General features: G+C 68.5%; 14 protein-coding genes. 9 read left to right on the forward strand and 5 right to left on the reverse strand.

The features are described 5' to 3' along the window. Positions 1 to 46: 46 nt before the first annotated feature. The gene (locus tag NOCYR_RS16830; RefSeq protein WP_231855943.1) at positions 47 to 1,060 is read left to right on the forward strand and encodes an ADP-ribosylglycohydrolase family protein; all 1,014 of its coding nucleotides are present in this window, start codon (positions 47 to 49) and stop codon (positions 1,058 to 1,060) included. An 80-nt stretch (positions 1,061 to 1,140) separates the two neighbouring features. Here the strand turns inward: NOCYR_RS16830 and NOCYR_RS16835 are convergent, their stop codons facing one another. Beyond that, the gene (locus tag NOCYR_RS16835; RefSeq protein WP_014351600.1) at positions 1,141 to 1,989 is read right to left on the reverse strand and encodes a helix-turn-helix domain-containing protein; all 849 of its coding nucleotides are present in this window, start codon (positions 1,987 to 1,989) and stop codon (positions 1,141 to 1,143) included. A gap of 132 nt (positions 1,990 to 2,121) precedes the next feature. Here NOCYR_RS16835 and NOCYR_RS16840 point away from each other — a divergent pair, with 132 nt between their 5' ends. Beyond that, positions 2,122 to 2,544: an SgcJ/EcaC family oxidoreductase gene (locus tag NOCYR_RS16840; protein ID WP_014351601.1), complete on the forward strand. Its 423-nt coding sequence runs from the start codon at positions 2,122 to 2,124 to the stop codon at positions 2,542 to 2,544. A gap of 90 nt (positions 2,545 to 2,634) precedes the next feature. On the opposite strand, the gene NOCYR_RS16845 is transcribed toward NOCYR_RS16840, so the two are convergent. Both NOCYR_RS16845 and NOCYR_RS16850 read right to left on the reverse strand, forming a co-directional pair. Further along, a complete protein-coding gene (locus NOCYR_RS16845; protein WP_014351602.1) occupies positions 2,635 to 3,114 on the reverse strand; it encodes a M15 family metallopeptidase in 480 nt (159 codons plus the stop codon). A gap of 386 nt (positions 3,115 to 3,500) precedes the next feature. Continuing rightward, the gene (locus NOCYR_RS16850) at positions 3,501 to 5,180 is read right to left on the reverse strand and encodes a fumarate hydratase (protein WP_014351603.1); all 1,680 of its coding nucleotides are present in this window, start codon (positions 5,178 to 5,180) and stop codon (positions 3,501 to 3,503) included. A gap of 250 nt (positions 5,181 to 5,430) precedes the next feature. Here NOCYR_RS16850 and NOCYR_RS16855 point away from each other — a divergent pair, with 250 nt between their 5' ends. Next, entirely contained in the window at positions 5,431 to 5,901 is a 471-nt protein-coding gene (locus NOCYR_RS16855) for a MarR family winged helix-turn-helix transcriptional regulator (RefSeq protein WP_014351604.1), read from the forward strand. Positions 5,902 to 5,954: 53 nt separating this feature from the next. Here NOCYR_RS16855 and mftD read toward each other — a convergent pair whose 3' ends face one another. Both mftD and mftE read right to left on the reverse strand, forming a co-directional pair. Then, on the reverse strand, positions 5,955 to 7,166 hold the full coding sequence (gene mftD, locus NOCYR_RS16860) for a pre-mycofactocin synthase MftD (protein ID WP_014351605.1): 1,212 nt from the start codon (positions 7,164 to 7,166) through the stop codon (positions 5,955 to 5,957). Further along, a complete protein-coding gene (mftE, locus tag NOCYR_RS16865; protein ID WP_014351606.1) occupies positions 7,163 to 7,864 on the reverse strand; it encodes a mycofactocin biosynthesis peptidyl-dipeptidase MftE in 702 nt (233 codons plus the stop codon). The genes mftD and mftE overlap by 4 nt, the downstream gene beginning before the upstream one ends. A gap of 65 nt (positions 7,865 to 7,929) precedes the next feature. Here mftE and mftR point away from each other — a divergent pair, with 65 nt between their 5' ends. The 6 genes from mftR (at position 7,930) to NOCYR_RS16895 (ending at position 13,296) form a co-directional block, all read left to right on the forward strand. Further along, the gene (gene mftR / locus NOCYR_RS16870; RefSeq protein WP_014351607.1) at positions 7,930 to 8,595 is read left to right on the forward strand and encodes a mycofactocin system transcriptional regulator; all 666 of its coding nucleotides are present in this window, start codon (positions 7,930 to 7,932) and stop codon (positions 8,593 to 8,595) included. A gap of 86 nt (positions 8,596 to 8,681) precedes the next feature. Then, positions 8,682 to 9,575, forward strand: a complete 894-nt coding sequence (locus tag NOCYR_RS16875) for an STAS domain-containing protein (RefSeq protein ID WP_014351608.1) — start codon at positions 8,682 to 8,684, stop codon at positions 9,573 to 9,575. A 10-nt stretch (positions 9,576 to 9,585) separates the two neighbouring features. Beyond that, positions 9,586 to 9,972: an STAS domain-containing protein gene (locus NOCYR_RS16880; RefSeq protein WP_014351609.1), complete on the forward strand. Its 387-nt coding sequence runs from the start codon at positions 9,586 to 9,588 to the stop codon at positions 9,970 to 9,972. Positions 9,973 to 9,994: 22 nt separating this feature from the next. Next, positions 9,995 to 10,375 (forward strand): anti-sigma regulatory factor, encoded by a 381-nt coding sequence (locus NOCYR_RS16885; RefSeq protein ID WP_036537652.1) that lies wholly within the window; start codon positions 9,995 to 9,997, stop codon positions 10,373 to 10,375. Further along, the gene (locus NOCYR_RS16890; RefSeq protein ID WP_048833457.1) at positions 10,368 to 10,994 is read left to right on the forward strand and encodes a SpoIIE family protein phosphatase; all 627 of its coding nucleotides are present in this window, start codon (positions 10,368 to 10,370) and stop codon (positions 10,992 to 10,994) included. The genes NOCYR_RS16885 and NOCYR_RS16890 overlap by 8 nt, the downstream gene beginning before the upstream one ends. A gap of 16 nt (positions 10,995 to 11,010) precedes the next feature. Further along, positions 11,011 to 13,296: a SpoIIE family protein phosphatase gene (locus tag NOCYR_RS16895; protein ID WP_014351612.1), complete on the forward strand. Its 2,286-nt coding sequence runs from the start codon at positions 11,011 to 11,013 to the stop codon at positions 13,294 to 13,296. The last annotated feature ends 72 nt before the right edge of the window (positions 13,297 to 13,368 follow it).

Here is a 13,368-nt window from a genome sequence, read left to right on the forward strand (position 1 = left end):
CCCGGGTGCCGACATCGGCTCCACCATCGAGGCCAGCTCGCGCACGGTGGGTGCATCGCCGATCAGTACCGTGTTAGGCGCGCGATTACGATCGTTATCGATGCATATCGACTTGATGTTCGACTCACTGGACGGGCTGTCTGTAGGAGATGCGCTCGGCGCGGCATTTCCCATTCTTCGGCGGCCGATCGAGGACGTTCGGACGGGGCGGATCAGCGGTGGGCCGTGGAATTGGACCGATGACACCGAGATGGCGTGCAGTGTGGTTGCCGAGCTGTGTGGCAATGACGGGATCGGGCAGGATCGGCTGGCTGCCGCGTTCGCGAAGCGGTGTGACCGGGGGCGCGACTATGGGTTCATGACCGTCGACTCGTTGCGTCGGATCCGCGAGGGCGCGCACTGGCGTGACGTCGCGGCGGCCGCGTTCGACCACCAGGGGTCGTGCGGTAACGGGGCGGCTATGCGGGTGGCTCCGTTGGGTGCGTGCTATGCCGGGGATCCGGAACGGATTGTGGCCGAGGCGGTCCGGTCGGCCGAGGTGACGCATCTGCATCGCGAAGGTGTGGCCGGTGCGGTGGCGGTGGCAGTGGCGGCCGGTCGTGCGGCGACCGCCCGGATGTCCGGTGTTCAGCCCGGTTCGGCGGAATTCATCGACACTATCCTCGCCTACCTGGACGACGGCGAAACCACCCGTCGGATCCGACATGCCCGGGCCTTGCTCGGCGCACCGGTCGAGGTGGCCGCGAACGAGCTCGGCAACGGTTCCCGAGTGACCGCCCAGGATACGGTCCCGCTCGCGATCTGGGCCGCCGCAACACATCTCGGTGACTATCCGGCGGCGATCGCTACCTGTCTGGCGGCGGATGGTGATATCGACACCACCGCTGCCATCACCGGCGGGATCGTCGCCGCTTTCACCGGCGCCGGCACCGGGCCGGTCATCGGAATTCCGGAGCCCTGGCTGTCCGCGCGCGAACCGTTGCCCGCCTGGCTCGATCAGCACCGGCGGGCCCGCCCGAAATCGGGGCGGCTGCGCCGGTGGTTGTCCCGAACCTCCTGAGCTACCGATGCCGCGAGCGGGTTTCCGGGCCGGACTTCCAGTGCGCCGGACCTCGGTCGCGGAGTGGACAGCCGGAAACGCTACTGCCGGGTGTGCAGCTCGGACTGGATCGGCAGCCCGCCGGCTCGGGCCAACTCGTGCAGGATCGCTGCGGTGGAGTCGTCCAGGGGGTAGAAGAGCTCGAGGGCGAGTTCGGCGAGGGTGACGTCGGAGGGGGCGCCGAAGGTCATGGTGGTGCTGAACATGCGTAGGTCGCCGGCGGCGGTGCGGATGTGGACCGGGATCGAGAACGGGCTCGGGGTCACCTCGTCGATCGGCTCGTCGGGGTCGGCGGGCATGGGATAGCCCGACACCTCGTCGTAGAGATCGCGCAGAGCCGGATCTCCGGTCGCCCGTACCTGTCCGTTCAGCCGTTCCAGCAGATACTTTCGGACCTGCCGGTAGTTGACCATCCGGGCGGGTGTCTCCGGCCCTTCCGGGTAGAGGGCGATGCGGTACACGTTGGGTGGCTCGGCGGCCACTTCGTCGGCGATCGCGGTGCCGAACAGTTGCATACCGCGATTAGCGGTGATCACGTTCCAGTACCTGTCGACCAGCACCGCCGGGTACGGCTCATGGGCGGCAAGCATGGTCTCCCAGGCGGTCCGCGCCGCGGCCAGCTCCGCGTCGTCGAGCGGACTCTCCCGATATTCGGGGCTGAATCCACCTGCCAGCAGAACCGTATTCCGCTCCCGCAGCGGCACATCCAGCGCCGCGCAGAGCTTGAGCACCATGGCTCGACTCGGCTGCGACCGGCCGGTCTCGAGGTAGGAGATGTGGCGCGCCGAACTGCCGGCCTCCAGGGCCAGTTCGAGTTGGCTCAGCCGTCGCCGGAGCCGCCACTGCCGCAACAGCGCCCCGACCGGAGAACCCTGGTTGCCCTGTCGCACACCCGAAGATTAGCGATCGTGCCGTCGCGGCCTCCATCAGCCCATGACCTCTGACGTCATTGAGTAGGCGAGGACCACCCTGGCAGCGTCGTGAACGAGGCGACCCGGTTCATCAGCGAGAGGAAAGAACTCATGACCGACGACGTCACCACCGAAAAGGAACTGCGAGCACTCCTGCACACACAGGTCGAGGCATGGGCGGCCGCAGACGGCGCCGCCTTTGCCGACACCTTCACCGAGGACGCAGTGTTCGTCTCGGTGATCGGCGAATACATCCCAGGCCGCGCGAATATCGCCGCCACCATGCAGGAAGGGTTGAACGGGTTCATGAAAGGAACCCGGATGCCCGAACCCGAGGTCCTGAACCTGCGTTTCCCGGCGCCGGATACGGCGATCCTGATCACCCGGTCCGGGCGGCCCCTACCCCCGGACGCGACCCCGAACCCCGACGAGAAATCGATCCAGACCCGAATCGCCGTACGCCAGCAGGGGCAGTGGCTGTTCAGCAGCTTCCAGAACACCCGCATCGGCGGCTTCACCCCGCCGGTGGACTGATCTCCGAGCGCCGCCCCAGGACGGAGGACTTCGCCGACGCTGCGATGGACACGGAAGGTCACCTCGCGGACGGATCCGGTAGCCCCGAACTCAGCGCACGCTGGCGTCGGGCACGCGGGGTGGGCACGGTGCGCCCGGGAACGTGGCCAGCTCGAAATGCCACCACTCGTTGTCGAAGGTGCGGCACAGCCCCCAGCGGTACCCGTTGGCTTCCAGCCAGCCTGCGCCTTCGATGGGTCCGACGTCGATGGCGTGGCCGGTGACGTGGGTGGAATCGGCGGGTGGGAGGACCCAGCGGCGGGCTTCGTCGGGGCTGCCGTGGGTGCGCAGGCCCTCGTCCCAGAGGGCCTGCTGTTCGGCGGGGGTGCGGTAGCCGGAGGTGATGGACAGGGGGACGCCGGCGGCGTGGGCCTCGTCGGCGGCCATGGTGTAGGCCAGCGCGAGCAGGGGGTCGAGGCCTTCGGTGCCGGCGGCGGCGATCGGCCAGACGAGGGCGGCACCAGACGGTGGCGGCGCCGGCTGAGGTGCGGGCGCGGCGTGGGCGGGGGCCACGGCGACACTCGACGCCATGGCGAGCGGCGCCAGCGCGGCCGCGATCGCCAGGCGGGCCCGCCCAGGGTGACGCCTACGGTGCGCTTCGCTCGATGACCACATAGCGCTCGATGGTAGCGCGACGCGCCGAGAGTCCCAGGTCACGCCCGGACGAGCGCGACCTGCGACAACAGGTTGAAACGGCAACTGTCCACAAGGCTATCCACGTGTTGTGGATCACATACCCGAAGCGGCAATGGTTTTCAGCGTCGTCCACCTCAAGGGCGTTGACCACCAGGAATGCCGAAATCATCGGGACGGGAAGGGGCTGCGGCGCAAGCGGATTCACTCAGGATTGTGGTTGTCCACAGCCCATCCCCATCATGTGCATAACCTATGACTCGCCCGAGTCCAGGATGCGTGGGTCAGACGCGTTCCTTGGAGCGGGTGCGCACGCGCAGCGCGATGGGCTTCTGGGTTTCGGCGAAGAAGTCGTTGCCCTTGTCGTCGACGACGATGAAGGCCGGGAAGTCCTCGACCTCGATCTTCCACACCGCTTCCATGCCCAGCTCGGGGTACTCGAGCACCTCGACGCTCTTGATGCAGTCCAGCGCCAGGCGCGCGGCGGGGCCGCCGATCGAGCCGAGGTAGAACCCGCCGTGCTCCTTGCATGCCTTGGTGACCTGCGCCGAGCGGTTGCCCTTGGCCAGCATGACGAAAGAGCCGCCCGCGGCCTGGAATTGGTCGACGTAGGAGTCCATGCGGCCGGCGGTAGTGGGGCCGAAGGAGCCGGAGGCGTAGCCCTCGGGGGTCTTGGCGGGGCCGGCGTAGTAGACGGCCATATCGCGCAGGTAGTCCGGCATCGGCTCGCCGGCGTCGAGGCGCTCCTTGATCTTGGCGTGCGCGATGTCACGCGCCACGACCAGCGGTCCGGTGAGCGAAAGCCGGGTCTTGACCGGGTATTTCGACAGCTCGGCACGGATCTCCGACATCGGCCGGTTCAGATCGATCTTGACCACGTCACCACCGAGGATCGCGTCGGTCTGCTCGGGAAGGTACTGGGCCGGTTCGGTTTCCAGCTGCTCCAGGAACACCCCGTCCTTGGTGATCTTGGCCAGCGCCTGACGGTCGGCCGAGCACGACACGGCGATGGCGACCGGGCAGGACGCGCCGTGGCGGGGCAGGCGCACCACGCGCACGTCATGGCAGAAGTACTTGCCGCCGAACTGCGCGCCGATGCCGAATTCGCGGGTGAGCTGGAAGACCTCTTCTTCGAGTTCGAGATCGCGGAAGGCGTGGCCGGTCATCGAGCCCTCGGTGGGCAGGTTGTCCAGGTAGTGCGCGGAGGCGTATTTGGCCGTCTTCAAGGCGAATTCGGCGCTGGTGCCGCCGATGACGACGGCCAGGTGATACGGCGGGCAGGCGGCCGTACCCAGCGAGCGGATCTTCTCGTCCAGGAACTCCAGCATCCGGGTGGGGTTCAGGATGGCCTTGGTCTCCTGGTACAGGAACGACTTGTTGGCCGAACCGCCGCCCTTGGCCATGAACAGGAACTTGTAGGACGGATCGGCGGGATCACCCGGATTCGAGTACAGCTCGATCTGCGCGGGCAGGTTCGAGCCGGTGTTCTTCTCGTCCCACATGGTCAGCGGCGCGAGCTGGGAGTAGCGCAGGTTCAGCTTGGTGTAGGCGTCGAACACACCGCGGCTGATCCATTCGGCGTCGTCGACGCCGGTGAGCACACCCTCGGACTTCTTGCCCATGACGATGGCGGTGCCGGTGTCCTGGCACATCGGCAGGATGCCGCCTGCCGAAATGTTGACGTTCTTGAGCAGGTCGAGCGCGACGAAACGGTCGTTGCCGCTGGACTCGGGATCGTCGATGATCTTGCGCAGCTGGGCCAGGTGCGCGGGCCGCAGGTAGTGGCTGATGTCGTGCATCGCCTCGGCGGTGAGCATCCGCAGGGTCTCCGGCTCGACCTGGAGGAAGGTGCGGCCGTTCTGCTCGAAGGTGCTGACGCCTTCGGTGGTGAGCAACCGGTACGGGGTGTCATCGGCACCGATCGGCAGCAGGTCTGAGTAGCGGAAGTCCGGCGCGGCGGTCACTGAAGCGCACTCCTTCGGGCAAAGTGTCGGGCTCGGCAACAGCCACGGCTGGACTGAAGCACAGCGAGCCTAACGACCGGACGCGACCACACACGCGGTTAGGCAACCCTATCCAACGGTCGTCACACTGGGATCGGCCACAAAAGGTTGCACGTTCAACCCCGGGGGTGCTAACTCTCGTTCCAGCAGGTATCGCGCGGTGCGCCGGCGCGCGGCACCTGATTCGAACCGCCGGAATTGGAGCACCAACGTGACCGACCCCCACTGGCTCGATGACGTCGAGAGGCGGGCCTGGCTGGGATTCGTCCGGACCCGCGACCTGATCGCGGCCGCGGTCGGGCGGGATTCGACGCGCGAATCCGACCTCACCTACGTCGAGTATTCGGTCCTCGCCTATCTCGCCGAAGACCCCGAGCACTGCCTGACCTTCGCCGATCTGGCCGCCAAGCTGGAGTGGTCGCAGAGCCGGCTCTCGCATCAAATCACCCGGATGGAACGGCGCGGGCTGGTGGCGCGCACGCCCATTCCCGATGACGCCCGCCGCACCGCCGCCCGGCTCACCCCGCGCGGTGTGGAGGTGCTGACGACGGCGGCACCGGCGCATGTGGACAGCGTGCGCAGGCACATGATCGACGTCCTCGATCGCGAGCAGCTGACAGCACTGGCCGATATCTACGACGTCCTACTGAAGCATCACCGCGCTTCGAACGGCAATAGATAGGCCGGCTCACCACGGGTGAGCCGGCCTTTTCGATTGTCAGGCAGGTTCGATCGTCAGGCGGGATTCGAAACTGCGGCGCCGAGTTCGTGCGCGGCCGGAACCCCAAGGGTGCGTTCGAAACCGGCGGGCACGACGATGTCGCTGCGGTCGAGTTCGGTGATGCTGGTCTTGCGCAGGCCCAGTAGCGCCGAATCGATGCCGCCGCGCAGGATGTCGAGCACGTTCTCCACCCCGGCCTGCCCGTTGGCGGCCAGGCCCCAGAGGTAGGCGCGCCCGATCATCACCGCACGGGCGCCGAGCGCGACGGCCTTGACCACATCGCTGCCGCGCCGGATCCCGCCGTCGAGCAGCACCTCGATCTGCGAACCGACCGCATCGGCCAGGACCGGCAGCGCGCGAATGGCGGCCGGGGTGCCGTCGAGGTTGTTGCCGCCGTGGTTGGACACCGAGATGGCGGCCACGCCCGCGTCGACGGCGCGGTGGGCGTCGTCGACGCGCATGACGCCCTTGAGCATGACCGGGCCGTCCCACTGCTCACAGATCCAGCGCACATCGGCCCAGTCGGGGGCCGGGGTGCCCATCCATTCGCCGTAGGCGCCGAAGAATCCGGGTGCGGGCGCATCGCCGACGGCCATATTCGGGGCGGTGAGATCGGGCAGCTTGCCCGACCGCACGTAGGTGCTCAGCCAGCGCGGTTTGACCAGCGTCTGCGGGGCGAACTTCATCATGGTCCGCAGATCCAGCGATTCCGGGATGACCGGGCTACCCCAGTCGCGGCCGTGCGAGAACGACCAGTCCAGGGTCAGGATCAGCCCGACCGCGCCCGCCGCCTTGGCCCGGGCCATGCGCACGGAGATCTCGTCCTTGCTGCCGCACCAGTAGAGCTGGAAGAAGGTCGCCGGATTGGCCGCGATCACCTCTTCGATCGGCTTGCTGGCGAACGACGACAGTCCCATGGCGGTGCCGCGCGCGGCGGCGGCCCGGGCGACGGCCACCTCACCGTCGGGGTGCACGGCCTGCACACCAGTCGGCGAGATCAGCACCGGCATCGAAATCTGCTGGCCCAGAACGGTGGTCGACTGATCGCGCTCCCCGATGGGTCCGGCAACGTGCGGGGCGAAGCCGAGTTCGGCGAAGGCGGCCTGGTTGTCCTCGATGGTCTGGCCGCGTTCGGAGCCGGCGATCAACGCGCCGTATACCGATTTCGGCAGGCGCTTCTTGGCGCGCCGCTGCGCCTCGGCGACGGTCTCGAACCACGGGTTCATGGCTGGGTCCTTTCGGGGGAGGTCACCGGCCACCACAGCCGGGTCTGTTCGGTCAGTCGGTCGATCAGGTCGGTCAGCAGCGCGGAGCCTTCGGCGGCGGTCGCGCCCGCCGGGTCGCCGAGCACGCCGTTGGGGCTCACTGCGCGCACTCCCCCGCTACGCAACAGCGGCAGGATCTCGGGCAGCGGCCGGGTGTCGCCGGCCTCGGCGCGTTCGGCATAAACACGCTCGGGCGACAACGCCAGTTGCAGAGCGGTTTCGGTGCGTCCGGCGTGCGGGTCGCCGTCGTAGCGCGGCAGGAACAGGCGCACGTCACGGGATTCGCTGCGCAGCAGATCAACCGCCCGCCGCAGCGGTTCGACATTGCCGCCGTGCCCGTTGACCAGCACGATCCGGTCGAAGGAGTCGGTGGCCGAGCGGCATAGCTCGACGATCAGCAGTTCCAGCGCGGCCGCGCCGATGGACAGGGTGCCGGGAAAGCCGGCGTGCTCGCCGCTCGAGCCGTACGGAATCGCCGGCGCGACGAGTACATCGGGGCGTCGCGCGGCCAGGCCGGCCGACAGCGCGAGAGCGATATCGGTGTCGGTGGACAACGGCAGATGCGGGCCGTGCTGTTCGGTGGAACCGACGGGCACGGCCAGGATCACGCCCGAGGCGACATATTCGCCCGCCTCGGTCCATGTGAGATCCGCCATCATGGCGCCGACATTAACGTCACTCACTGACATAATCAATAGGCCGTTCGGCCGCATAATCAATAGCCGTGACGGCACACAGCACCCGCGGGCGCCCGCGCGGTACCAGCAAGCGCGCCCTCGAACTCATCGCCATGCGGCTGTTCAGCGAACAGGGCTTCGACGAGACCACCGTCGAGCAGATCGCCGCTGCCGCCGGCGTCAGCGGGCGCACCTTCTTCCGCTATTTCCCCAGTAAGGCCGAGGTGCTCTGGTACCAGTTCGACGCCGAGGTCGACGCCCTGCGCGCCGCGTTCGCGACCGTCGATCCGGACATCCCGCTGATGACCGCGGTGCGCCGAGTAGTGGTCAACGCCAACCGCTACCGCGCCGAAGACGTCCCCGAACTACGCACCCGCATGCAACTGGTGGCCACGGTGCCCGCGCTGGCCGCCACCGCGGGCGCCCACTACGACGCCTGGGAACGCACCGTCAGCTCTTTCGCCGCCGCCCGCCTCGGCCAGCCCGAGGACGCACTCATCCCGATGGCCGTCGGACGCACCACCCTCGCCGCCGCCCGCGCGGCCTTCGACGCCTGGCTGACCCGCGCCGATACCGATCTCACCGTCTACCTCGACGAGGTCCTCGCGGCCCTGGAACACGGGTTCGCGCCGCCACCCGGAACCGGTGGTGACCGACGCCACGATGCGACAGCACGACCTGGTGGTTTCGACGGCACGACCGCTGGGGTATGACTAGGCTCGATATCGGCACGCAGCCGAGCGCAACCCAGGCCGACCAGCTCGGCCCGACAGACCCGTCGAAAGGGGCCCGAGTTTTCATGTCCGAGGTGTCCATGAGCCTTTCGGCGGACTCACTGGCCGCAGGACCGGTCGACAACCTGCTTCCGCAGCTGGTCGAGCACCTGCGCCAGAACCGCACCGTGCTGCGGGAAGAATGGGCGCGCCGCATCACCGATGCCCGCCTGCTGACCGCCATGACGCCGGAGGAGATCTTCTCCGAGGCCACCTCGATCTTCGACAACTACGTCGAGGTGCTCGAGACCGGTAGCGTCGAAGCGCTGCAGGCCTACGCGCGCGACCTGTCCGAGCGCATCATCCCCCGAGGCGTCGAAACCGACGAGATCCTCGGCATCGTGCTGCTGCTGCGTGACGTGCTGGCCCGCTCACTGTTCGAGAAGTACCAGTCGAACTTCGAACTGCTCAACGACGTCCTCGACGCCTACGAACCGGCCGCCAACCGCATCGCCAACACCGTGGGCGTGTCGTTCGTGCAGGAGCGCGAACGCGTCATCCGCCAGCAGCAGGAAGCCATCCGCGAGCTGTCCACCCCGGTGCTGCAGGTGCGCGAACAGCTGCTGATCCTGCCGATCATCGGCGTGCTCGACAGCCAGCGCGCCCGCCAGCTCACCGAACAGCTGCTGCGCGCGATCCGCGCCAACCGCGCCAAGGTGGTCGTCATCGACATCACCGGTGTGCCCGAGATCGACCAGACCGTGGCCAACCACCTGGTGCAGACCGTGGACGCGTCCGGGCTGATGGGCGCCAACGTCATCATCACCGGCCTGTCCTCCGATATCGCGCTCACCCTGGTCACCATCGGCCTGGATCTGTCGAAGATGAACGCGGTCGGCGACCTCCAGGGCGGTATCGAGGAGGCCGAACGGCTGCTGGGCTACGAGATTTCACGCGTCTCCGAGCGCGGCGGGCGTTGATCAGCCGCCCATGCCGGTTCCGATTCTCAAACAGGGCACATATCTCATCGCGTCGGTGCAATCGGCACTGACCGATGCCGATACCGAGCGGTTGCAAGACGACCTGATGACGCAGGTCAGCAAGTACCGCGCGCACGGCATCATCGTCGATGTGACCGCGATCGACGTGATGGATTCGTTCGCCGCCAGGTCCTTGCGCACCATCGCGCATATGACCCAGCTGCGCGGCGCTCAGACCGTCATCGTCGGGCTGCAACCCGAAGTCGCGTTCGCCATGGTCCAGCTCGGCCTCACCTTCGAGGACATGCACACGGCCCTCGACCTGGAAGAGGGCCTGGCCTGGCTGAACAGCAATGTCCCTGCCCGGCGGCGAGACGGTCGTGACAGTGGCCGCTGAGGACAGAGTCATCGCGGTGAAAATGTCCAACGACATCGTCACCGCTCGTCAGGCCGGACGTGAACTGGCCGAACAACTCGGCTTCTCCCTCACCGACCGCACCATGATTTCCACCGCCATCTCCGAGGTCGCGCGCAACATCACCAGTTATGCGGGCAGCGGCGAGATCCGATTACTCGTCGACGAACGCGAAGGCCGCCAGGCCCTGGTGGTGCAGGCCAGCGACAACGGGCCCGGCATCCGCGATATCGCCCGGGCCATGGAGGACGGCTACTCCACCGGCCTCGGGCTCGGCCTCGGCCTGCCGGGCGCCAAACGGCTCATGGACCGGCTCACGGTCGATTCCGGCCCCGGTCGCGGCACGTTGGTGGAGATGTGGAAGTGGGTACCCAACGGTGCATGATGACGGGTTCATCGGCCGGATCGAGTGGGCCGTTGCCGGTCGTGCCTTACCCGGACAACAGATCTCCGGCGATCGGTGCGTGGTGCTCGACACCGGGGCCGGGACCGCGCTGTTCGCTGTACTGGACGGGCTCGGCCATGGTGCGGCCGCCGCGAACGCGGTCGACCGGGCCGCTCAGGTGCTCGCCGACCATCGCACCGAACCGCTGGATGAGCTGATGGTGCTGTGTCATCGGGCCATGGCCGACACCCGCGGCGCCGCGGTCGCGCTGGCGCTGTTCGGCGCGGAGTCGGTGCAGTGGCTCGGGGTCGGCAATGTCGACACCCATCTGTTCACGGCCGGCCCCACCGGGCCCTCGATCAGCGCGACCGTCTTGCAGACCGGCGGCATCGTCGGCTATCGGCTGCCTCCGCATCTGCAACCGCAGACCGTCGCGGTGCGTCCCGGGGATCTGCTGCTGATGTCGACCGACGGTGTCGTCATCGATTCCGACACCTCCGTGGACCTGTCGACCTCGGCCGTCGACATCACCGCCACGCTGCTGGACCAGCACGCCAAAGACAGCGACGACGCCTTGGTCCTGGCGGCCCGGGTGCGTGGCACGAACGGAACCTCATGAGCGGTGGGTGCCGACGATGAGCACGGTCCTGGCCGCCTTCCTCGACGACTACGCCGATGCGCTGCGGCGGCATCTGCGCTCCCCGGCGCACGACAGCCTCGCCGAAGGCCATGAGCTGGGCCGTCGGGCCCTGGTCGAGGGCATCAGCCTGCTCGATCTCACCGAGAACCACTTCCGGGTGGTCAAACAGGTGCAGGCCGCATCGGGCGGGCCGGGGGCGAGCGCGCTCGAGGAATCGGCGCTGGAATTCCTGTTGCAGACGCTGATCACCCTCGACGTCGCCACCCGCGGCTACCTCGACGGTACCCGCCGCTACGAGCAGCAGCGCTCCCGCGCCGACGATCTGGCCGGCCGCGACGAGTTCCGCACCGCGCTGGTGGAGTCGTTGCAGGACGGGTTCTTCGTCGCCGACTCCCGCGGCACCATCATCGAGGTCAACTCCGCCTTCGGCGAGCTGACCGGCTACGGCGCGAACGAGGTGCCCTACGCGCTGCCGCATCCGTGGTCGCTGCCGGAGGGCGGGCGCTACCCCGATCTGGGGACCTCGGCGCTGCGGTTCGTCACCCAGATCCGGCATCGCGACGGCCGCGACCGCTGGCTGGCGGTCAGTACCAGCACGCTGGTCAAGCCCGAGGGCAATGAGCGGATCTTCGTCGGTACCATCCGCGACGTCACCGCCGAGCACGACGCCCAGGCCCGCGATCAGGCGGCCTCGCGGCTGGCGACGGCGCTGGCCTCGGCCATCAGCGTCGCCGAGGTGCTCGAGGTCGGCCTGGACGAACTGCGCCGCACGGTCGGCGCGGAAACCGCGGTGGTGGCGGTGTGGCCCACCCGGCAGGGCGCCCCGGAGGTGTACGTCTCGGGTGCCGCGGTGGACGCCGAACCCGACGCGGTCGGCGAACCGCGGCCGGCGCAGGTGCTCGCCGACGACACCCGCGAGCTGCTGGAACGGGCCCGGCTGCGGCCCGGCCGCACCCTCATCGCGGTACCCGAGGGTGCCGACCGAGCCGAGGGCATCGTCGCCCCACTCGGCGAGACCGCCGACGCCGCACTGTGGCTGCGTTTCGCCGCGCCGCGGGTGGTCGGTGCCGCCGACTGGACACTGTTCTCCCTGCTCATCGGCCATCTCAGCCTCGCGGTGCAGCGGGCACGCAACTTCGACCAGGCCCGCGCCACCTCGCTCACCTTGCAGCGGGCCATGCTCGGCCCGATCGAGCTGCCACCACGGTTCTCGGTGCATTACGAACCGGCGCTGCCGCCGCTGGAGATCGGCGGCGACTGGTACGACGTGGTGCCGCTGAAGGACGGGACCATCGGCGTGGTGGTCGGCGACTGCGTCGGCCGTGGCCTGTCGGCGGCGGTGGTGATGGGCCAGCTGCGCACCGCCGCGCGCGCCCTGCTGCTGCGCGGGGCGGGCCCGGCGCAATTGCTGGCCGAACTCGACACCGTCGCCGCCCGCATACCCGGCGCCATGTGCACCACGGTGTGCGCGGCCGTGCTCGACCCGGTGCGCGGGCTGGTCCGCTACAGCAATGCCGGCCATATGCCGCCCATCCTCGCCGACGTCGGCGTCACCGGGCGCATGCTCGAAGGCGGGCGCGCGGTGCCGCTGGCCACCTTCGATATGCCGCGGCGCCCGGAGGCCACCACCCCGCTGCCGCCCGGTTCGACGCTGGTGCTGTTCACCGACGGGCTCGTCGAACAGCGCGGGGTCGACATCTACGACGGTTTCGACCAGATCGCCGACGTGCTGGCCGAGACCCACGAACGGCTGCCGCGCGAGGTGGCCGACGCGGTGCTGTCGCGGCTGCGCCCGGCCGGCGGCTACGACGACGACGTCGCCATGGTCGTCTACCGTCAGCCGCCCGCGCCGCTGCACCTGCAGGTACCCGCCCGGGCCGAGCAGCTGTCGGCGCTGCGGCGCACCCTGAAGGCCTGGCTGACCGCGGCCGCGGTGCCGCACGATCTGGCCTCCGACCTGGTCGCGGCCGCCAACGAGGCGTGCAGCAACAGCATCGAGCACGCCTACCGCGACGATGACGCCGGCGTGGTCGAGCTCAGCGCGCAGTGTGACACCGAGAAGGTGGAGATCCGGGTCACCGACACCGGCAACTGGAAGCCACAGTCGGCCGATCGCGGGTACCGTGGCCGGGGACTGGATATGATGCGTGCGCTCACCGAAGAGCTCGACATCGACCACAGCGGGTCCGGCACCAGAGTGCGGATGTCGGTGACTTTGCCGGCGATCGCGTTCCCGGTGGCCAACCCGCTGCGTGGAACGAACCGACAGGTGTCCGCGTGACGATTCGGCAGGATCGCCCGGACCATGGCAGATTGTGATGATGTGACAAACACTTCCGGAGACGCGTATCCC

Origin of the sequence: Nocardia cyriacigeorgica GUH-2, assembly GCF_000284035.1 — a bacterium.
Lineage (GTDB): Bacteria > Actinomycetota > Actinomycetes > Mycobacteriales > Mycobacteriaceae > Nocardia > Nocardia cyriacigeorgica_B.